20 protein-coding genes, 1 pseudogene and 1 riboswitch are annotated in these 21847 nt (G+C 38.7%); of the genes and pseudogenes, 13 read left to right on the top strand and 8 right to left on the bottom strand.

Annotation, left to right across the window (positions count from 1 at the left end; translation table 11 throughout):
• Positions 1 to 4 precede the first annotated feature (4 nt).
• Both M3210_RS15210 and M3210_RS15205 read left to right on the top strand, forming a co-directional pair.
• Positions 5 to 187: a hypothetical protein gene (locus M3210_RS15210; RefSeq protein ID WP_251516012.1), complete on the top strand. Its 183-nt coding sequence runs from the start codon at positions 5 to 7 to the stop codon at positions 185 to 187.
• A 392-nt stretch (positions 188 to 579) separates the two neighbouring features.
• Positions 580 to 3936, top strand: coding sequence for a S8 family serine peptidase (locus M3210_RS15205; protein ID WP_349774370.1), 3357 nt, complete (start codon positions 580 to 582; stop codon positions 3934 to 3936).
• 60 nt (positions 3937 to 3996) lie between these two features.
• Here M3210_RS15205 and M3210_RS15200 read toward each other — a convergent pair whose 3' ends face one another.
• Positions 3997 to 4416 carry a universal stress protein gene (locus M3210_RS15200; RefSeq protein WP_251516010.1) on the bottom strand — a complete coding sequence of 140 codons (420 nt, stop codon included), beginning with the start codon at positions 4414 to 4416 and terminating at the stop codon, positions 3997 to 3999.
• Positions 4417 to 4432: 16 nt separating this feature from the next.
• Positions 4433 to 5866 (bottom strand): SulP family inorganic anion transporter, encoded by a 1434-nt coding sequence (locus M3210_RS15195; RefSeq protein ID WP_285853827.1) that lies wholly within the window; start codon positions 5864 to 5866, stop codon positions 4433 to 4435.
• A gap of 95 nt (positions 5867 to 5961) precedes the next feature.
• Here M3210_RS15195 and M3210_RS15190 point away from each other — a divergent pair, with 95 nt between their 5' ends.
• Complete coding sequence (locus M3210_RS15190; RefSeq protein ID WP_251516008.1) at positions 5962 to 6510, top strand: recombinase family protein; 549 nt, start codon at positions 5962 to 5964, stop codon at positions 6508 to 6510.
• Positions 6511 to 6635: 125 nt separating this feature from the next.
• On the opposite strand, the gene M3210_RS15185 is transcribed toward M3210_RS15190, so the two are convergent.
• Together M3210_RS15185 and M3210_RS15180 are read right to left on the bottom strand one after the other, a co-directional pair.
• Complete coding sequence (locus M3210_RS15185) at positions 6636 to 7232, bottom strand: class I SAM-dependent methyltransferase (protein ID WP_251516006.1); 597 nt, start codon at positions 7230 to 7232, stop codon at positions 6636 to 6638.
• Positions 7233 to 7816: 584 nt separating this feature from the next.
• Positions 7817 to 8907, bottom strand: a pseudogene (locus M3210_RS15180) (IS3 family transposase).
• 465 nt (positions 8908 to 9372) lie between these two features.
• Here M3210_RS15180 and M3210_RS15175 point away from each other — a divergent pair.
• The 4 genes from M3210_RS15175 (at position 9373) to M3210_RS15160 (ending at position 12596) form a co-directional block, all read left to right on the top strand.
• Positions 9373 to 9786 carry a hypothetical protein gene (locus M3210_RS15175; protein ID WP_251516004.1) on the top strand — a complete coding sequence of 138 codons (414 nt, stop codon included), beginning with the start codon at positions 9373 to 9375 and terminating at the stop codon, positions 9784 to 9786.
• A 137-nt stretch (positions 9787 to 9923) separates the two neighbouring features.
• Positions 9924 to 10856, top strand: a complete 933-nt coding sequence (locus tag M3210_RS15170) for a hypothetical protein (RefSeq protein WP_251516003.1) — start codon at positions 9924 to 9926, stop codon at positions 10854 to 10856.
• Position 10857: 1 nt separating this feature from the next.
• A complete protein-coding gene (locus tag M3210_RS15165) occupies positions 10858 to 11901 on the top strand; it encodes a hypothetical protein (protein ID WP_251516002.1) in 1044 nt (347 codons plus the stop codon).
• A 2-nt stretch (positions 11902 to 11903) separates the two neighbouring features.
• Positions 11904 to 12596, top strand: coding sequence for an ABC transporter ATP-binding protein (locus M3210_RS15160; RefSeq protein WP_251516001.1), 693 nt, complete (start codon positions 11904 to 11906; stop codon positions 12594 to 12596).
• Positions 12597 to 13091: 495 nt separating this feature from the next.
• On the opposite strand, the gene M3210_RS15155 is transcribed toward M3210_RS15160, so the two are convergent.
• The gene (locus tag M3210_RS15155) at positions 13092 to 14420 is read right to left on the bottom strand and encodes a sensor histidine kinase (protein WP_251516000.1); all 1329 of its coding nucleotides are present in this window, start codon (positions 14418 to 14420) and stop codon (positions 13092 to 13094) included.
• A gap of 1 nt (position 14421) precedes the next feature.
• On the bottom strand, positions 14422 to 15108 hold the full coding sequence (locus M3210_RS15150) for a response regulator transcription factor (protein ID WP_251515999.1): 687 nt from the start codon (positions 15106 to 15108) through the stop codon (positions 14422 to 14424).
• Positions 15109 to 15295: 187 nt separating this feature from the next.
• Between M3210_RS15150 and M3210_RS15145 the strand changes: the two genes are divergently transcribed.
• The 6 genes from M3210_RS15145 (at position 15296) to M3210_RS15120 (ending at position 20971) form a co-directional block, all read left to right on the top strand.
• A complete protein-coding gene (locus tag M3210_RS15145) occupies positions 15296 to 15730 on the top strand; it encodes a hypothetical protein (protein WP_251515998.1) in 435 nt (144 codons plus the stop codon).
• A 13-nt stretch (positions 15731 to 15743) separates the two neighbouring features.
• On the top strand, positions 15744 to 16358 hold the full coding sequence (locus M3210_RS15140; RefSeq protein WP_251515997.1) for a DUF2306 domain-containing protein: 615 nt from the start codon (positions 15744 to 15746) through the stop codon (positions 16356 to 16358).
• Between the two features lie 99 nt (positions 16359 to 16457).
• Positions 16458 to 16651, top strand: a riboswitch (cobalamin riboswitch).
• Between the two features lie 134 nt (positions 16652 to 16785).
• Complete coding sequence (locus M3210_RS15135; RefSeq protein WP_251515996.1) at positions 16786 to 19020, top strand: ribonucleoside-diphosphate reductase subunit alpha; 2235 nt, start codon at positions 16786 to 16788, stop codon at positions 19018 to 19020.
• Positions 19005 to 19451, top strand: coding sequence for a flavodoxin (locus tag M3210_RS15130; protein ID WP_251515995.1), 447 nt, complete (start codon positions 19005 to 19007; stop codon positions 19449 to 19451). Before M3210_RS15135 ends, M3210_RS15130 begins: the two co-directional genes overlap by 16 nt.
• Complete coding sequence (locus M3210_RS15125) at positions 19432 to 20475, top strand: ribonucleotide-diphosphate reductase subunit beta (protein WP_251515994.1); 1044 nt, start codon at positions 19432 to 19434, stop codon at positions 20473 to 20475. Before M3210_RS15130 ends, M3210_RS15125 begins: the two co-directional genes overlap by 20 nt.
• Positions 20476 to 20506: 31 nt before the next feature.
• Complete coding sequence (locus M3210_RS15120) at positions 20507 to 20971, top strand: acyl-CoA thioesterase (RefSeq protein ID WP_251515993.1); 465 nt, start codon at positions 20507 to 20509, stop codon at positions 20969 to 20971.
• A 66-nt stretch (positions 20972 to 21037) separates the two neighbouring features.
• Here M3210_RS15120 and crcB (M3210_RS15115) read toward each other — a convergent pair whose 3' ends face one another.
• Together crcB (M3210_RS15115) and crcB (M3210_RS15110) are read right to left on the bottom strand one after the other, a co-directional pair.
• Positions 21038 to 21397 carry a fluoride efflux transporter CrcB gene (crcB, locus tag M3210_RS15115; RefSeq protein ID WP_251515992.1) on the bottom strand — a complete coding sequence of 120 codons (360 nt, stop codon included), beginning with the start codon at positions 21395 to 21397 and terminating at the stop codon, positions 21038 to 21040.
• Position 21398: 1 nt separating this feature from the next.
• Positions 21399 to 21779, bottom strand: a complete 381-nt coding sequence (gene crcB / locus M3210_RS15110; RefSeq protein WP_251515991.1) for a fluoride efflux transporter CrcB — start codon at positions 21777 to 21779, stop codon at positions 21399 to 21401.
• Between the last annotated feature and the right edge of the window lie 68 nt (positions 21780 to 21847).

The raw sequence follows: 21847 nt of genomic DNA, 5'->3' as shown, positions 1-21847 counted from the left end.
GGTGATGTGGGGTACATTTGCGGAATGGTTGCCGTCAGGGTTGGGATTGTTCTGTACCTTTTTAGCATTTTTCATTCCATTTATCATCCACAAGATCTACCGTAAATTATATCAAAACTCCAACCCTCCATGGAAAAAGGAAGAACAACAGAAAGCATCTCCTTCGTATCCGGGAAAAAGTGAGTGATAAAGATAATGAGATATACGTTGAGTCAGTACGATACAATTCAATAGTAAAGAAGCCCTTGTTTTTCTTCGTTGGAGAAAAACAAGGGCTTCTTTATTTTTTTCTGTAGGTCTAATGGTTTATTTTAAAGATTTATTCCGTTTGTTTAACTAAATGAAATATCCATGTACATATTGACAAGAAGGATTTCTACATAAGAGAATGTGTTTTCATAGGTTTTTAACCTATGAAGGAACATAGGAAAAATTCATACAAATCTATCAAAATACATATCTGCAAGTTTATTCGACAATATTCGACATAAATCTACGGTATTGTCTACTATACTATCAAGTACAGCAGATGATATTTTGTAGCTTTAACGTTGAGAAATAAGAAAAGGGGGAGTAGATTTGCGGAAACATATCACAAACTTCTGGAGTCTAATGTTGGCGGTGCTGCTTGTTTTTTCACTGATCACACCAGGATTAGCACAAGGGACAGAAGAACAGAATGTGTTGCATGAAAAGAGCATCAACCCCATGACCAAGATGAGCAATCGACTCGTCGAACAATGGGATGATGAGGAGGAAAAAGTGACTTTCCTCGTTAAGTTTAAAGAAAAAGCGGATACGGAGAAAGCTGTTAAAAAGGCATTAAATAATGCCCAGACTAATCTGTTGTCAGCTCAAAAAGCGGAACTTCAACAACGTTCAGCTGTTGTTCATGCATTAAAAGAAACAGCAACAACAGAGCAGAAACATATGCTTGCTTTATTGGATAAAGAAGAAGCTAACGGGAACGTGGAAGTTGTCCGTTCTTACTTTATTGTAAATACGATGGCAGTAACTGCAACAAAGGAAGTGGCTGAGAAGATTGCCAGCTTCCCAGAAGTAGAGAAGCTGCTTCCGAATGAAACGAGGTATTTGATTACACCTGCAACCAATACGGAGGAACGAACAACTTCTGAAAATGCCCCAAGCTATGTATTGGAAGATATCGAGTGGAATGTGGACAGGGTGAATGCACCGGATGTATGGGAAAGGGGCTATGATGGTTCAGGAACCGTGGTAGCAAGCATCGATACGGGAGTCGAGTGGGACCACCCTGCTTTAAAAGCAAAGTATCGTGGGTACAATGAAACAACGGGTGAGGTGGATCATGATTTCAACTGGTTTGATGCAACCGAAGGAATTGCGGAGCCATTTGATGACCAAGGACATGGCACGCATGTGACAGGAACGATGGTAGGAAGTGAAAGCGATGGAACCAACCAGATCGGTGTGGCCCCGGGAGCGAAATGGATTGGAGTAAAAGCATTTGCACCTGATGGTACAGCAACAGATGCTGATTTGCTGGCTGCTGCGGAATGGATTTTAGCTCCGCAAGATCAAGAAGGAAATATTCGTGTCGATCTGACCCCGGATATTGTAAATAACTCCTGGGGAGGAGGACCTGGACTAAACGAATGGTATCGGGATGTCGTCACCGAATGGCGTCATGCGAATATTTTTCCGGTATTTGCCGCGGGTAATATAGATAATGATAATCGCGGTGGTCCTGGATCGATTGCGACTCCAGCCAATTACCCAGAGTCATTCGCAGTCGGAGCGTTGGACGTTGGCGATGACTTGGCTAACTTTTCGTTACGAGGTCCGTCCCCATATGAGGAAATCAAGCCGGATATATCTGCACCAGGCCAAGGAATTCGTTCTTCCATACCAGATGGCGGTTATGTAGGAAATAGCGGTACGTCCATGGCAGCACCTGTAGTGGCTGGTGCAATTGCTTTATTGCTGCAAGCAAACAGTAATCTTACTGTGAATGAGATTGAAGAAATTTTAACAAGTACAGCGAAGCCTTTGACAGATCACGCGTATCCAGACAGCCCGAACAATGGGTATGGATACGGATTGATTGATGCGGAAAATGCAGTACTGGCTATAGAGCAAGGTGTCGCAACGGTTGAAGGCAACGTTGTCGAGGAAGGGACAGAGACTCCCCTCCAAGCGGAAATAAGTGTTCTCGGAACAAAGCGTTCGGTAAAAACAGACCCGGAGTATGGAAGCTATTTTCTTAGGTATGCTGCAGGTGAACATGTGCTGCGAGCGGAGTCCTATGGCTACTATCCAGTTGAGAAAAAAGTGGAACTTGATGAGGATGATATAACGGAAATAGACTTTTCCATGGAAAAAATTCCACAGACGCTCATTACCGGTGAGGTGGTCGATGCAAGGAATGGGAATCCGATAGAAGGGGCATACGTTTTATTGGCAGAGGATGCGAATATTGCTCCAGTTCAAACGAATGGGGACGGTTCATATGAACTTACAGCCCATGAAGGAGAATATACGCTGCGAATCTCTGCATCAGGCTTTAAAACGAAAGAATTAGCAGTAACTGTGTCCGAAGATAATCATACATTTCATGTCGATATGGAACCGTTTTTCAGCTATCCTGGCGGTGAGCTGGCTTATGATGATGGCGATGGTGAAGGGGGAAGCTGGTTCCTCGAAGCAGGAAATGGCTGGGGAGTAAGAATGTCTCTTGAAGACAGAAAGGAAAAGGCACTCGTAACGGAAGGGAAATTCCTTTTTGCTGCTGGTGGGGGTGACCAATTCCAAGTCGCGGTAATGGATGCAAACGGTCCAAACGGTGGACCAGGAAACTTGATAGCCGGGCCGTATGATGCCACCGCCGTAAAAGACGGTGGTTGGACAACCGTTGATTTGAGAGACTATGGGATTTTTGTCGAAGAGGAATTTTATATGGTATACATTCAGTCGGAAGGCAGGGAGACAGCGCCAAGACTGCAAAATGATAAAGATGAATTCACGTATCGAAGCTGGGAGTTGTATAAAGATTTCTGGTACCCGCTGGAGCCAAACTTTCTGACAGGAAATAAAATGATTCGTGCGGTAGTCGAGTATGAGATAGAAGAAGCGATCATCACCTCACCGGAAGATGGGTCACTTACAAATAAAGCCGAAGTAACCGTAAATGGGACGGCTGCACCTGGTACGACTATTAAATTACTGCAAAATGGAGAAGAAGTCGGCTCTGCTGATATTGATGATGATGGAAATTTTGCAATCGAAGCGGAACTGGCTGAAGGGAAAAATGAATTTGTCGCAGTAACGTATGTAAGTGGGGAGGAGGCAAGTGAATCTAATAAGGTAACGGTAAATCTGGATACCGAGGCCCCGGAATTAGAGATTATCAGTCCGAAAGATGGTGAACGGACAAACCGGGAAACAGCGACAATTAAAGGAACGGTGCAAGATGAGCATCTTGATACAGTTACTGTAAACGGGAAAAAGACTGCTCTTGAAGATGGTGCGTTTTCACAACGAGTTCTGCTCCAAGAAGGTGAAAACATAATGGAAATTGTAGCTACGGATCTTACTGGAAATGAGACAACAGAAACCATCACGATTTATGCAGATTATACCGCACCGGAAATTTTGAATGTAACACCGATGGAAGATCGATATGTGAAAACCGGACAGTCCGTGAAAATTGAGTTTCATAGTGAGCCGGGACTGCGTGCTAGTTATGTCGTGCATCTGCCTTTAACAAATTTGGGAGTGCAGACAACGAATGTAACGGAACTGCCTCTGATGGAGATCACACGAGGCAAATATGTAGGCTATTACACTGTAACGGACAATGTATATGCCGAAGGAGCAATAATTGAAGTGAAGGCTGTTGATGGATTCGGAAATGAAACCCGCAAGCAGGCGGAAGGACGGCTGTTTATCAATAATTGATGAAAGAAAAAAGTAAGGCTTTCCACTTTCTGGAGGGCCTTACTTTTTGATAAATCCATATTATTTAACAATCAATGCAGGGCAGTTTACTCTTTTCATTACTTTATGGCTTACACTGCCTAAGACCATTTCCTGCAAAGCATTTAATCCTCGGCTGCCAATTACTACAATATCAACACCCTGCTCGTTCGCATATTTTACGATCTCCGGACCGGGCTCCCCTCGTAAAATCGTTGTTTTGTACGTCACATTTGCTTCATTCAAAAATTGAAGTACTTTTGAATTTTTCTTGCGACGGGCAAGATCGGCTGCTTCCTTTGAATTGGAATGGAGCACGTCATATTTGGATTTTTCTATATCAACGACATAAACGACATCAATCACGGCTTCTTGGTTATAGGAAGCTAATTTAACAGCTTCCTTAGCTGCCCGCACCGCGTTTTCAGAGCCATCTGAAGCTAATAAAATATGTTTATACATACATATACATCCTCCTTTAGCTTGATGAATAGAGACTATTCAGCTGTTCAACCAGTTTTTTACTGGATTGATCAATTTCTACAATCTCTACGTCAATTCCTCTTTCTTTCAGGAGATCCATAACCTTGACTAATGCGCCTACACTCGATTCATCCCACACCTTCGCTTGAGATAAATCGATTTGAATATTGTTCTGCTTGATATCCGCTTTTTTAAAGTAGTCTACAAATCCATCAATCGAAGCAAAGAAAAGCTGACCGTGTACGGTATAACAGTTGCCTTCTTGTGTAATTTTAACCGTCGATATTTTTACGACAAAGAAAATCGCACTTAATAATACCCCGATGAGTACACCTTTCGATAGGTCATTTGTGTACACGACAATCGCAACTGTAGCTATCATGACAAATGCATCGGTACGGGGAGCTCTCACGATATACTTGAATGAACTCCAGTCAAACGTACTAACACTTACCGAAATCATAATACCTACAAGAACAGGCATTGGAATTTGAACGACCAAATCTCCAAGGACGATAATAAGGAACATTAAAAAGATACCCGCAATGAGGGTGGATAATCTTCCACGCCCACCTGATTTCACATTAATGACAGACTGGCCGATCATGGCGCATCCCGCCATACCTCCGAAGAACCCTGTAATGACGTTCGCGATTCCTTGACCGCGGGACTCTCTATTTTTATTACTTTCTGTCGCTGTCATATCATCGACAATTTGTGAAGTGAGCAATGACTCTAATAAACCGACAATTGCTAATGACAAGGAATAAGGAAAAATAATTTGCAACGTTTCAAAAGTAAAGGGGACATCGGGAATAAAGAATGATGGCAAAGACTGTGTAATTGCACCTAGATCTCCCACCGTTCTCAATTCCGCTCCGCTGAATATCGCTACTGTTGTTAAAGCAATAATTGCAATTAGGGGTGCTGGAACTACCTTGATGAACCGTGGTAGAGTATATAATAGGATTAAAGTAATGGCAACAAACACATAAGTCAGTGTAGATATACCGATAAAGTGTTCCAGTTGTGCCGCGAAAATGAGGATTGCTAAAGCGTTGACGAAGCCTATCATGACAGCATTAGGAACAAACTTCATGACTTTCGCCACTTTAAATATCCCAAATAAAATCTGAATGATACCTGTTAAAATAGTTGCTGCCAATAAATAGTCGAGTCCATATTCACGAACTAACGGAACCATGAGTAAAGCCATTGCGCCAGTGGCAGCAGAAATCATTCCAGGTCTTCCGCCGGCAAATGCAATGACAACGGCGATGATAAATGAAGCGTATAGACCAACCATCGGATCCACGCCAGCTATAATGGAAAAGGCGATTGCCTCGGGAATTAAAGCAAGAGCTACGACAATTCCTGATAAAATGTCGCCGCGTATGTTGCCAAACCATTGTTGTTTTAATGTTTGCATGATAATCTCCTTTTCTAAATGCTGATAACATGGTAGATTGTAACATGATTCTTCCTAAAATGGAACCATTTCGGGAAGGAAAGGGAGGAATAAATATGATTTATGGCTATGTTAGACCTTTATATAATGATTTGAAATCCGAAGCACAATTGAAGGCATTACCGGATTCGTGTGATGTCATTTTTAAAGAAGAGCACGGCTCGCCTAAGAAGCGTCTACAGTTAGAGAATTTATTAATGGAATTACAACCTGGTGATTCTATTCTTGTTGAAAAAATGGTAGCTCTAGCTGATACGTTTCATCATCTCATGGAGCTACTAAAAGTATGTGAAAAAGATAGGGTAACCATTCATTTTTTGAGTGAGGGAATCCGAAGTGATGAATTACTGCAAATGACGCTGCAAGACATCTTGGTCCATGTTATTCAATTCCAATCGGATGCAATCAGGCAATCAACCTCGATTGGCATGGATCAAGCGAGGAAAAGCGGTAAATCAATCGGTCGTCCGAAAAAGTCCGATGAAAATGTGAAAAAAGCCATCGCAATGTATCATGATGGCTTTAAGCTGATTGATATTAAAAATGAAACGGGCATAAGTAAGTCCACGCTTTATCGATATTTGGAGTCTATGGAGAGCGAATAATTGGCCCAGGCCCAACCGTGGTTCTCTATTAATGAAGTAACCTTCAAAACATAACCTAAACTTAGTAAAGTAAAGGACGGTATTTGCTAAGAATAAGGCCAAAGGTACATTTTTACTTTTTATTATTACTTAATGCTACTGGAAATAAACATAGAGGCATCCTGCTTCATGAAAATTTGTTTCCCATGGTAGAATGTCTTTATTTCAGTTGATTTAAATCCAGCTTCAGTTAATTTATTTTTCAGATCGTCGTGTATAAACCCACTATGTACCTTTGGGTGGCTTGCTTTATCGTTTTTGTCAAAATCTACAATAATGAGCTTTCCACCGACGTTCAATAATTTATATAATTCGTTTAATATTTTTTCCGTATCCGGAATATGCAGAAGAACTAAAGACATAAAAATGATATCTGCCTGTAGTTCAGGAGTCTCTTTCGTAAAATCAGAATACAGTACCTTTGCATTCGTAATTCCTGATTGAGTTATTTTAGCATCTGCCACGTCCAGCATTTGTTTCGCAGCATCCACCAACAAAACAGAATCCACTAAATCCGTTAATTCTAAACTAACTAGTCCTGTCCCACTCCCGTAGTCGAGAAGAGATTTTGATTTACTGTTTTGCAATTCTTTCCGAACTTCTTCGATGATAACCTTAGCCGATTCTTTTCTATCATCTGTATCATATCTTTTCGCCATTTGTTCAAACACGTTCTTTTCCATGTGTCATCTCCTAAAATCTTCTTTTATGCAACAGAATCGTATTCCTTGTTATATCAAATTGAAAATAATATTTCAACGTTGCTGCCTTAGTATAAAGAACATGTACAAACTAAAATACGAGAGTAATATTACAAACTAGAAAAAGGTCTTGTAATTACAAAAAACTTTTTTATTAGATCAGCGAATGAATTAGCGGTTTCTAATGATATTATCTTATGGGATCGAAACTTATTTAAAAGAGAAAATCGAAGAATTGTTTTAAATTTAAGATGAATTTATTCCAAATCCAAAGAGGGTTTTAACCTTTACTGGATATATTTTATTGATTTAAGATAACACGCGTACAAAGAACGTTGATTATGGTATGTCAACACTAAACTGAACAATTTTTTTAAGGAAAACTAACTTGTTTATAGTGTTTAAAGTTTAACTCTTTTTGAAAATAGTGCGTGTTTTTTTAACTTGACTATGAGCCTCTGTCGATATATTCTCCAAGCTACCCTGCCAACTAATCAAAAAACTTGCTGGCATACCGAAAAAGGCAATCACACCCAATTCCCTAAGTAAAGTGAACGCTTTAGATGCTAGTTCGCACTGGCTTCCACCTTGAACTTTCGCTTGTATTCTAACGGTGTTAAATAATTCAATGATCCGTGAATACGGATATTATTACACCAGTTTACGTAATCAAATAATTCCAAATCTAGTTCCTCTTGGCTAGAGAAGACTCTACCATCAACGAACTCTGTTTTAATCGTTTTAAAGGTTGCTTCAGCTACTGCGTTGTCATATGGTATTCCTTTTTCACTCAATGATCTTTCAATACTGAATGCATCTAATCCATCATTGATAAACTGGTTATTAAATTCACCTCCACGATCAGTATGGAGTAATTGTAAACGGTTCAGATTGTATTTTACGGATGCAAAAGCTTGTTGAACTAGCTCCGCATCTTTACGTGGACCAGCACTGTGACCAATAATCTCTCGATTATATAAATCTACCAGGACACAAATATAATGCCATTATGTTGTACTCGTACGTATGTTAAGTCACTCACAATCACCTTTAATTCTTCATCTTGGTTGGATTCACGATTCAATGTGTTTCCTATTGCTGATTCATTTACAGTGGTTTTCTTTGGTTTATATTGTGCTACAGTGTACTTGGAAACAAGTCCCTGCTCTTTCATAATTCGTCCGATCCGACGACGGGAGATTTGCCATCCCAACTTTTCTAGCACTTTTTTTATTTTTCCCTGACCATAAATATTTCTACTTTTTTAAAAACTTTAACGATTAACGAAGTTAATTCATCGTCTTGATTATCTCGTATTTTCGCTTCATAGTAGTAAGTACTTCTAGGGAGGTCAAGGACCTCGCACATTGCTGATATCGAGTATTTGTGTTGGTTATTACGAATCACATCTACTTTCGTCCCATTGTCTTTGATTCTCTTTACGGAGTCTGATTAATTCCTCCTGTTCCGGAGTTCTATTATCTTTTTCTTCAAACGACCCACTTGTTTTATGTTGGTTGATCCATCTATCAAAGGTTGACGGGGTCAGCTCATATTATTTAATAATTTCAGCCCTTGGTTTACCGGATATATGAAGCTGGACGATTTGTTCTTTGATTTCTTTTGTAAACGATCTTCTTGGTTTTCTGGCCGTTATTGAATCTCCTCTGAATTGTATTAGATTCAAGTTTAGATGACCTTAACGAATCTGTCTAATTAAGCGTAACCTATCCAACTCGAGAATTTAAAGACTAGGGCCCAGCTAATAAGGCCAGTGAGAACTTCGCACTAGAATTTATCATCTATGTGAAGGAGCAGCGACTTGATCCTTTTTATTTTAACGCTAAGACTAGGTGGAATATTGTTTTAATGAGTGTGTTTTCCAATAAGCTTAATAATATTTTACAAGATCCTCTCTTGCAGAGGATAGTGTCCATTACTAAGAATGAATACTAGTTTTTTTATGAAGTTAAAAATTATCATTCACATATAACGACATTAATTAACAGAATTTAAATAAAGTTGATAAAGTTACCTATATTATGTTTACATTATTTAATTCACATGGTAATATTAACCATAAAAAAAAGCCACTTTAATTAAAAAAGGGGAGAAGGGGAAAATGAAAGGAAAGCTATTTAGGACAATAGTTCTTTCACTCTGTTTACTTGCGCTGTTTGTAACTAGCGTCAGTGCAAGTACGACCACGCTATGGCGTCACTCTTCAAACACCTATGTAACCAGCTATCATCCAGATAATTACTTCTCAGATTATTATAAGGGGACAGCTTCTGTAATTGGAACTGATAGAATATCACAAGGTAATCACACCTACTCATTTGCATGGACAAGGATTACTTATGACGTGCAAGGAGATGTTTCTTCAAAAACAGCCAATTCAAGAAGTAGTACAGATAATGTTCGCCGTTCAACCATTTTAGAAGTTTACGACAAATGGAATAATGGCTCAAAAACAAAAGCGTACTATAATTATGGTTTGCGGCTATATGGTAGTATGTCAGTCGTCGAGGAATAATGGATAATTAAGAAATTAATGTGGCTTTGTTACTCTTTCATTTACCCTTTATAATGAAAATCTTAAAAAACAATTGGTTGATTATCTTACTATCTCTACTAACTAATATTTGTATCTTGTTTGCGGTAAACTATGCAATGGGAAATATAATAAATGGAGATTTGAAACCATACAATCTTAGTGAAAATTTTGTGGAATTTAACAGAAGTCAACAATCCTCAGCTCAAGCAAATGAAATAATTAATTTTAACGAATATGACAATTTAATTGTCATTGCTGAAGTTGGGGAGTCAGGCACAGTGGGTTTACTAGATCTTCAAATGAAATATTACAAAGAAGCAACTAAAGCTACTGCTCCGACTGTTTATAGATATTTTTCTGAACTAGATTATCTAAACCAAACTAAGGTTGGTATTATAGTCAATAATTGCGATTTTATGAATGTCGAAGAGGTAAAGGCTAGTAATATCGAATACCAGTTAGATGAAGTAATTAACTGTATCGAAACGGAAGTCTGGGAATATGGTTCAATATATAAAGTCCAAAATATCTATTCAGTAGACTTCACTGAAGTCACTAGAGTGTTTGTTGATTCAACCGAACTTCAAGAAATAAGCAGTATAAGCAATAAGCTATTGGAACATGGGTTTATAAATATTGATAAGAACTATAATATCCCTATTCTTAAAACAGTATTAGATGCTTTTTCTGGTAGAAAACATGAGCAATTTCTTGTTTCTGCAAGCGTTTCTGTACTTGCAATTTTTATTTTTATGGCATTTATATTTTTCCAAAAGTATAAAAAGCACGTGAAAGTTAGTAGGATTGTTGGTGGAAATTTTAAAACGATGATGAAGTTTACTTTAATATCAGTAGGAATGATTAGTCTTATGCTTTCCTGTATAGCATATTTGGTCCTTCTTTATTTTGAGGGTATAGGCTCTAATTACTTAAGTCTGATGAATTTTTTTAAGATCCAAGGGGTTATGCTTTTATGTAATTCAATTCTTGCAATAGTCAATCTCTCTATAATTTATAAGAATGCTGAAAATCTAACGAGGAGATCCTGATATGGTAGAATCAATAATATTTGGTTTCCGTGACATGTTAAAATATAAACGGTTATTTATACTATTTTTAATATCTCTTCTTCTCATATGTATGATTGTTATTTCTGCATCAACTTCTTTATGGAGAGAAATAAACAAAAGTACTATTGTCGGAGAATCTTCAGAACGAAATATTGTAGTTCCAATCTCAAATGATATGTCTTCCAATTCTACATTTGTAAATAAAATAAACCAGACTTTAAATAAAGGTGGGAAATCATTCTTCTTTTCAGAACAATTATCTGTTCAAACTGGTCATCCTACAATAGTTGTAATCGACAAGGCATTAAATGAATCGCTAGACAAAGCAAGTCAGGGTAATACGATTTACGTAAGCGCTGATATTAAAGAAGAGATGAATCTTGAAAATATAGATTTTCCGGAACCTGCTACATTTGGAACAGAGAATATTAATGGATTTGATGAGAGGATATTTGAGTTTTTTTACAGGGATGAGCTCGTTATTATTTTACTAAATACGAGCAGTTTGGCTGAATGGATCGATACAGAATATGGTTTAGAAATTACTGAGTTAATAGAGAACATAAATTTCAGCGAATCTGAGGAAAAAGATGGATTAGTTGCTGAGTTTGAAGCAGTTGTTGAAGATAGTTTCTTAAGTTTTCATTCAGACAATTATCAAAGTGAAGAAGTAAAATTCATCTTACAATATGTATACCCAACCGTTGGGTTTCTGATTTTATCATTAATTGTAGCTTTAACTATCATGTATGTCGGTCTATTCAAGAAACTATATCGAGTGTATACCATACACTTAATTTCTGGTGCTACCCTAAAACACATCTATATTCGTAGTTCAGTTTTTCTAATAATGATTGTTTTAATCTGCTCCGTGATTTTATTATTCTTAAATGGATTCCAATTCAATCTTACATTAGGAATCGGTCTGGCTACCTTATCTTTTGTATTAGCTATTTTCGAATTGATACTATATCTGGTCCTTAAAAGAAAAAACGTGTCGATGACCCTGAAAGGAGATTATTGAAAATGACTTTACTTCATTTAGAAAATGTATCAAAGATCTACAATAAAGATACAGTGTTAGAAAATCAAATATTACAAGATTGTTCTTTTATACTAAATGAAGGAGATTTTCTTGCCATTTCAGGGGAATCTGGTTCTGGTAAAACGACTTTCTTGAATATTGCCGGATTGTTGGATAAAGACTATGATGGAAAATATATGCTTAGAGACCAAGATGTTAGAAAACTCAATAGCAACCAGCTTGCATTGTTACGGAATGAAATGTTTGGAATAGTTTTTCAGGACTACATTCTAATTGAAGAAGCATCAGCATATGAAAATATTATCATACCCCTTTATTACTCTAGAAAATATAAGCGGAAAGAAAGAAAGAGCAGAGTAAATGAAGTAGCAAAAATGCTTAAAATTGATAGTATTCTAGACAAAAAAGTAAGCATTTTATCGGGTGGACAAAGACAGCGAGTCGCAATCGCGAGAGCTTTAATTAACGACCCTAGTGTTCTACTAATGGATGAACCTACTTCTTCTTTGAATCAAGATTTAGCACAGGGTATTATGCTTAATATTTTAGAGTTTGCAAATAAATTTAATAAAACTATTGTACTGGTTACTCATGATACCCAAAATATATTATTGAGGAATTTCAACAAGAAGTATAAATTGGTGGATCAAAAAATGAAAATAACAGAGTTCTAAAGCAGAATTGTCAGATTCAGACAGTAAAAAATTTAACCATGCAGCTTCACTTTTTATATCGAACAATCAAAATATAATGGATTTATTCACCGTTGGAGATTTTATAAATATAGGTGAGAAATATTGGGCAGAAAATGTTATAAATGAAAACAAGACCGAGTATTTATTTGAGGGAAAAGCTAAAGTGATATCGATATTTAGTTAGTCGATAGACAGGTGTAATAGGACAAGAAACTCTAAACTGATTTAAAGTCGCTAATCGCTATGAATTAGCCATTTCTCTTGATTTAGTTCGGACTTTCTTGTCCAGATAAAGACAAGAAAGTCCGAACTACTTAAACGTGAGACAAGAAACTCTAAACTACTTTTACAATTACTTGTTTACATCATACAGGTTAAAGGCTCTCTTATAACAATAGGGCAGTCGTTTAGGAATTCTTGTCAAAAACCAATGATCGAGGGCACGCGAGATCATCTAGTTTACATAAAATCGTCTCACATTTTCTTAGCAACCGGTATCCATCCTGATAATAATGCCCCACCTTCCAAATAATTTCCTGCTACTAATTCACCACCGTGTAACCTAATGATCCGTTGAGATATGGTCAACCCTAATCCGGCCCCACCGGTCGAACGGTTTCTTGATTCTTCCCCTCGGAATAATGGTTCAAAGACACGTGGCAGTTTTTCAGAAGTGAAGCCAGGTCCTGTATCTTGTACGGAAAAAGTGACTCTATCATTGTCCTTACTGCAAGATACGAGGACTTTTCCATAAGTTGGGGTATGTCTAATCGCATTTTCTAATAAATTACTCATGGCGCGCTCGAATAGATGAGCATTACCTAAAACAATACAATCCTTTTCATGTTCGGCCAGGATGGAAATATGCTTTTGTTCTGCTTGAGGACGTGAGCTGTCCATTGCTCGCCTAAGAACCTCAGTGAAATCTAGGAGTTCGTTAAGTTCTGTCTGTACGTTTTCCGTTCTCGTAAAGGTGAATAAATCCTCAACTAATCGGTCTAATTGGGCCGACTTTTCTTTGCAGACAGCTATATACTTTGCTCTTTTTTCCGGGGTATCTGCAATTCCTTGCTCTAATCCGTCTAGATAGCCACGTAATGCGAAAAGTGGGGTCCGTAAATCATGGGCTACTGCAGCAATCACAAATCTTCGCTCAGCTTCCAGTTCTCTTTGTTTCTGAAATGCTTCTTTCAGGCCATCTACCATGGTTTGAAATCCGTCACGTACTTCAATTATTTCAGCAATCTGAGATGTGGGCAACTGAACGTCCAGGTCTTCTTCAGCGATTTGCCTCGCACTTTGACCAAGCTTTTCCAGAGGTTTGATAATCATGTAGCGGACTAAATATCCGACAACGATAAAGGCAAGCAGCAGACCTATTGAAGTCGCAACTACACGGGAAATGGCTGGTGACGGTGCTGGATAAATAATAACCCTTCCATAAATCTCACCGTCCTGAATAATCGTGACCTTTTGCTTTTCCGTGAAGGAAGAGGGTGGATCAGAATAGCTTTGATATATCGTCTGATTAGACGGGGATAGAATTTCAATGTCAATATCCATTTCCATTTCCTTAACTTGATTGCTGACACGATTTTGCCAGACGGGATCTGCCCAACTATCGGTGTTCGTTTCAATTGAATGCAAGACGATATCTAATACTTCTTCATCGACGTCGTCTGAAACTATCCGAAAGTTGTTCGTTTCCAAAAAGTGAGCGGCTACATAAAATACCCACGGCATCAGGAGGATGAAAAATAAACTGAGAATCATAAATTTGCGAATACGAATGCCTTTTTTCATGTTATTCTCCCACGAAGCGATATCCTACACCCCAAACATTCACAATAATTTGCGGGTCATTTGGATCAGCTTCAATTTTTTCTCTAAGTCGACTGAGGTGGACACGAACGGTATGTTTATCGCCAACACCATTCCAAAATTTATCAAGTAACTGTTCATATGAAAAAACATGTTTTGGATGCTTTGCAAACAAACATAATAAATCATATTCCTTTGGAGTAAGTGATACTGCAATACCATCAATAAACACTTCTCTCGTAGACAAGTCCAATTGGAGTCGCCCATAACTTAAAACCTTTTGCTTCGGTTCTTGATGCGAATTGGTCCGTCTTAAAACCGCTTTGACCCTAGCGACAACTTCCCCTGGTGAAGCTGTTTTTACGATATAATCATCGCCTCCAAGAGCGAGTCCCCGGATTTTGTTCACATCATCACTCCGCGCGCTCAAAAATAATATAGGAACGTTGCTTATTTCCCGCAGTTGCCGAGCTAATTCAAACCCATCCTGCCCCGGCATCATAATATCAAGAATCAAACAATCGATAGGATGACGTTGAAAAATGTCGAGAGCTTGGATAGCGTCTGAAGCTGTTTCTACTTGAAAGCCATCCATCTCTAAAAAATCTTGTAATAGTTCAACGATCGCTTGATCATCATCGACAACAAGGATTGTCTGTATGTCTTTCATAGGGAATTCCGCCCTTCCGTCAACAACTTACTGTTCATAATAGATATATTTTACCATCATTGCAATGCGGTACAAGGCATGGTGAGGGATTGTGATGGTTTTGTGATTCTTTTATTACTTATTTCGAGATATTTAGCCGGTATAGTTGAGGGAGTTCGAGATGTTATGACAAAGAGGAGGTAACAAAATGTATTGGTTTTTAGTATTTTTACACGTAATCAGTGCGGTTTTTCTCGGCAGTTTTCTTGCACTGCCTTTTACAATTCAATCACTAGCTGCAAGAACGGAAGATAAATTGAAAATGTCAGTAAACACTATCTTGTATTTTACACGGTTTGGCCACTATGCACTCATTCTATTATTTCTCTCAGGAGGAGGCATGGTGATAGGATACGGAAGCTACCCTTCGATGCTATGGGTAACGTTGTCGACGATTATTCTTATTGTTATTGGCGGTCTAATGGGAGTCATCAGTAAGCGGATGAAGCTTATGAAGCATAGGGAAAGCTTAGAGGAGGCCCTACAGGAAAATCTGCCGAAACTAAAAATACTGAGCTGGGTGACGTTTGTCCTGATTATTATTGCAGTTTTCATCATGACAAATCGCCAACTATTTTCTTGATAGGAGAAGTAGAATGAAAAAGTTTTATGCAGTGTCTATCCTATTTATCACAACGATGTGGGTACTCCACACATGGTCAAAGAATTTCATCGTAGACCCGAACTTTACAACTTTTCTTGCTAAAAAAGATCAAATTCTAGCAAATGAATCACTTTGGGTAATTATGATTCAAATTCACATTATCCTCGCTATCATTTCTCTGCTTACTGGTCCTTTAGGCATTATCAAGCCAATACGCAAGAGGTCCAGAAGGTTTCACCGCTGGAACGGTCGTTTGTATGTTTTATCCATCGTGTTGAATTTCATTCCTGGGATCTATGTCTCCTTCTTTGCTTCAGGTGGATGGCCAAGTACGATAGGGTTCCTAGTGTTAAATATATTATGGTTTGGAACTACATTTTTAGGATACCTATCTATCAAGAAGAAAAACGTGATCCTACACAGTCAGTGGATGACCCGAAGTTTCTTTCTCTGCTTTGCTAATATGACGATTTATGTCATTGTTGCAATCACGCATAGTGCAATGAATCTATCCTATGGTATTTCTTACACTATTGCCGTTTGGTTATGTTGGATGTTGAATTTAGGTATTGCTGAGTTCGTGATCAGGAAGAAAGTGTTTCTCTAATAGTTTTCTAGAGTCTTTCGATTTCCCGCTTGTATTTCATTCTAATATATGCTAGTCTGAACACAACATATTGATAGACTAATATATTTTAAAACTATATATAGTATTTTGGATTAAGGTGACAATATTTTGTCTTAAAAGGGAATCCAGTTGAAAGCTGGAACTGCCCCCGCAACTGTAAGTGTGTAGAGTTGGAAGTCCACTGTATCGTTTGCTTCACGGCGACTTTATGGGAAGGATTCCAACAGATGATCAGCACGAGTCAGGAGACCTGCCTTAACTCTGAAGTTTCATTTCTCCGGGGTGAGAGATTATGAAACGATAGAAAAACATAGATTCATGGGATATTTCTGTCGTTTTATAGTCGTTCAGCTCGAATAGGAGGGACGGCTTTTTTTGTTGTACATAAAAAAGGGAGGGATTTTCCATGATTACAGAGCTAACAGAGAATCAGAAATCAATCATGCGATTCATAGATGAAGTGACGACAGGACTTCGAGTGGATACCGAAAACTATAAGGAAAAGTTCTTAAAAACACTTCAACCCGAAATGGAAAGAGAAAAAATAACAGATATCTTGATTAAGCATGCTCTGGAAAATATCGATGAAGCAAATCCAGATTGGAAGTACGTTGCAGCAAGACTGTATTTACAGGAGCTTTACGAGCAAGCTGGGGAGAATAGAAAATATAATCCAGCTGATCGCTACGGTTCTTTTTATAAATTAATTCAAACGTTGACGGAGAAGGGAATTTATACACCGATATTATTAGAAAAGTATACGAAAGAGGAAATCGACTATTTTCAGGAAGTGATGGATCCGGAGAGGGATTTACTATTTGATTACTTAGCGTTGTATACACTGGCAACACGCTACCTTGCAACCGATCATGATAAAAATGTGTATGAATTACCGCAGGAACGTTGGATGGTCATCGCGATGTATCTGATGCAGGACGAGGATACAGAAAAGCGTAAAGAGCTCGTTAAAGAGGCGTATTGGGCATTAAGTAATCTCTACATGACGGTAGCTACGCCAACATTAAATAATGCGGGAAAAACACATGGTCAACTGTCCAGCTGCTTCATCGACACGGTAGAAGATAGCTTGCAAGGAATTTATGACAGTAATACCGATATCGCAAACTTGTCGAAAAACGGCGGGGGAATTGGTGTGTACATGGGGAAAGTGAGAGCCCGTGGAAGTTCGATAAAAGGTTTTAAAGGCATGTCCAGCGGTGTCGTGCCATGGATCAAGCAGTTGAATAATACGGCGGTCAGTGTCGATCAGCTTGGTACTAGGAAGGGAGCCATCGCGGTTTATTTGGATGTTTGGCATCAGGACATTGAGGCCTTCCTCGACTTGAAATTGAACAATGGGGATGACCGGATGCGAGCACATGATATTTTCCCGGGTGTCACATTACCAGATTTATTTATGGAAGCTGTCGAAAGGCGCGAAGACTGGTATTTATTCGATCCTCATGAAGTGAAACAAGTGATGGGCTTTGCGCTAGAGGACTTTTATGACGAAGAAAAAGGGAGCGGCTCCTTTAGAACCAAATATGAAGCTTGTGTCCAGAATGAAAATTTGAGTAAGAAGAAAGTAAAAGCAATCGATATCATGAAACGCATTATGCGTTCACAACTTGAATCTGGAACGCCATTCATGTTTTACCGGGACGAAGTAAACCGCCAAAACGTCAATACACATACGGGTATCATTTATTGTTCTAATCTTTGTACAGAGATCACCCAAAACCAATCACCAACACAATTAATCGAAGAATATATCGAAGATGAAGACGTGATTGTGAAAAAATATAAATCGGGAGACTTTGTTGTTTGTAACCTTAGCTCCATTAATTTGGGACGGGCAGTGACAGACAATGTGTTGGAACGTCTGATTACCATCCAAGTCCGCATGCTTGATAATGTCATTGATATTAACAATCTTCCGGTGAAACAAGCGCAAATCACAAATCAAAAGTATCGTGCAATCGGTCTTGGCACATTTGGTTGGCATCACTTGCTTGCACTGAAAAATATTAAATGGGAAACAGACGAAGCCGTTCAATATGCCGATGAATTATATGAAGAAATTGCGTATTACACGATTAAAACAAGTGCGGATTTGGCGAAGGAAAAAGGGAGTTATCCTTATTTCGAAGGCAGCAAGTGGAGCACAGGAAAATACTTTGACCAAAAAGGATATCACGATGAGAAGTGGACAGCTCTGAAAGAGGATATCAAGCAACATGGCATTAGAAACAGTTATCTTATGGCTGTGGCACCTAATTCATCCACGTCCATGATTGCTGGTTCCACTGCAAGCATTGATCCGGTGTTTAAGCCGTTTTACAGTGAAGAGAAAAAGGATTTCCGTATCCCGGTGACAGCACCAGATCTAGATCACAACACGTATCATATTTATCGCCGTTCTGCGTATATTGTCGATCAGCGTTGGTCGGTACGACAAAATGCGGCAAGACAAAAGCATATCGATCAAAGTATCTCCTTTAACTTTTATGTCCCAAATACGATTCGAGCATCGATCTTGCTTGATCTGCATCTTCAAGCTTGGAGAGAGGGCTTGAAGACAACGTATTATGTGAGGTCGACTTCCAATGACGTCGAAGAATGTGAGTGGTGTCAAAGTTGAAAGCGATCATCCCTTATTTATCTTATAGCGGAAATACGAAAGAGGTAGCAGAACTGATTGAGGAGCAGCTTTTAGAACATCGTATTGAGGTAGATATGCATCGCATTGGAATTAGTCCCCCTTTTCATCCTGAGGAATACGATGTCGTTTTTCTTGGAACATTCACTTGGGATTATGGACGGGTACCCGAAGAAACGAAAGAATTGATATGGGAAATCGGATATAAGCCGGATAACATCGCAGTCTTCGGTACAGGTGACACACAATTCGGTGGTGATGATTTATACTGTGCGGCAGTGGACAAGCTGACGAAATTTTATCAAAGCAAATGGCCTGGGTTGAAGATTGAACAATCCCCGCGTGGCAGTCAGGAAGAAAAAGTGAAAGCATGGGTGGAAGGAGTAGTGCAACATGACAAAGTCTTTGCTTGAAAAAGCGAAAACATTAGAGCCGCTGAATCCTAATAAATCGACGGCACTGTTTGGCGGAAAATCGAGCGGTATTTTAAACTGGAACGACATTGCTTATCCGCATTGGTATAAAATGTATAAGCGGTTATTAGGGAATTACTGGCAAGCCGATGAGGTGAATATGTCCAGTGATGTGAAGCAGTTTCCTGGATTGACAGCCGCTGAACAAGAGGCGTATTTAAAAATAATTGGACTGTTATCGACATTAGATGCACCACAGACAAGAACTGCGCTGCTTATCTCTTTATATGCAACCGATGCTTCGGTGCAATCGATTATGGCCGTCATTGCCCAGCAAGAGGCCGTTCATAATGAAAGTTATTCCTATGTGCTCTCGTCCGTTGTCTCTTTGGATGAGCAGAATGAAGCTTTTCAGCACGGAAGAAAGGACCCTGTGCTCTTAAAGCGTAATGAAAAGATTATGAAGCAATATAATGAATTTGTCGAAGAGCCGACCATAGATAATATCTTGAAGACATTATTCTATACATCATTATTGGAAGGAATGTTCTTTTATTCGGGATTCGCATTCTTTTATAATTTGGCGAGGCAAAATAAAATGGTCGGTACGTCTACGATGATCAGCTATATCAATCGGGATGAATTGGAGCATGGCCGTTTTATTTCGGAGCTGTTCCGGGCAACCTTGGAAGAAAATCCAGAATATAATACGAAAGCATTCACCGATTGGGTTTATACGCATTTTCAAAAGTCTGTTGACTCGGAAATCGAATGGTCTCATTATGTGCTGGAAAATGTAGATGGGATTGATTTGGATGAAATGACAGGCTATATCAAATATCGGGCGAATAAAATGCTGCGGATGATGGGCCTCAGTGAAATTTATCCAGAACATATCGAAAACCCTATGAAATGGATTCGAGCTTATGTCGACAATTTTGATGGGACGAAAACAGATTTCTTTGAACAGAAGTCGAGACAATATACAAAAACTAGTGACTTGAATGGGTTTGATGATTTATAAGTGCAACTAATTTAGGAAACGAGGGGTCATCATGGGAGAAAAGATACCTGCAAGCATTTCCAGAACGATTCAAACGAAACTTGTTTTACCGCCCGATACGAATCATATGGGGACCATATTCGGTGGTACCGTTTTAGCTTATATTGATGAAATAGCCGCCATTACAGCAATGAAACATAGTGGAAAGATTGTTGTGACAGCTTCGATAGACACCGTGACTTTTTTATCTTCAGCTAAAGTGGGAGATATCTTAACTTTAGAAGGCGTGGTCATATCTACTGGCAGGACATCTATGGAAGTTTATGTGAAAGTGAAATGTCAACATTCCGAGACAGGTGTAGAAACACTTACTACTACAGCTATTTTAACGATGGTTGCGGTGGATAGTGAAGGGCTTCCGACAAAAGTTAATGGCGTTATCCCTGAAACCGAAGAAGAAAAAGTGCTTTTTAAGGATGCGCAGGCAAGAAGAGAAAGAAGATTAATGATTCGTTAGCATTGGAGACCCCGCTGTATATGACGTGATTTCGTTTATATGGTGGGGTTCTTTTAGACATTTGGTCTAACTCATAAGAGAAAAACCAATCATTGCCGAGATTAGCCCTACCGTAATTGAAGTGAAAACATAAATCACAGCTAATTTCACTTTGTTGGCTTGAAGTAGAGTCACCGTTTCATGTCCGAAGGTGGAGAAGGTCGTAAATGCTCCACAAAAACCAACTCCAACAAACAGCCATAACAATTCGCTGATATGATTAGTGAGGTGAAGTTGAGTCAGCAAACCCAATAAAAATGAACCTGTGATATTTACTATCCAAGTAGCTAATGGGAAAGGTGTTTGTGTAGTTCCACTAATCCACTTTCCTATGATAAATCGTGCTGCTGCACCTAAAGCTCCGCCTATCCCGACAATCCAAATCATGCTACATCACTTCTCTTCTTCTAGTTAAAGCTAATTTATGACCTATATATACGAAAATAAATCCAATTAACGTTGATGCCAATATATAGATTACACCCAAGAAAACAAGACCATCTTGAAACAAGTCTAGAATTTCTACGGAAAACGTGGAGAAGGTTGTAAAGGAACCGATAAATCCAGTTCCAATGAGCAGTGTATATTCCGCTTTAAATTTTTTCTTCCTGTTGATGAATGTCAAAAACCATCCTAAACTAAAACAGCCAATGAGGTTGATTATAAAGGTGTCTAATGGGAATCCATAACTAGTTTGAATCCATTCCCCCATAGCAAATCTGCAAATTGCCCCAAAGAAACCGCCGATCATTACGAGTAATAAGCTCAATTCATTCACCTCATGTTCCGCAATGTAAATATATCCTCTTTACCTTTGACAGAAGTCATTAGCATTAG

This window comes from Oceanobacillus luteolus, assembly GCF_023715655.1.
Taxonomy (GTDB): Bacteria; Bacillota; Bacilli; order Bacillales; family Amphibacillaceae; genus Oceanobacillus; species Oceanobacillus luteolus.
This window is presented reverse-complemented; position numbering and strand designations above follow the sequence as displayed.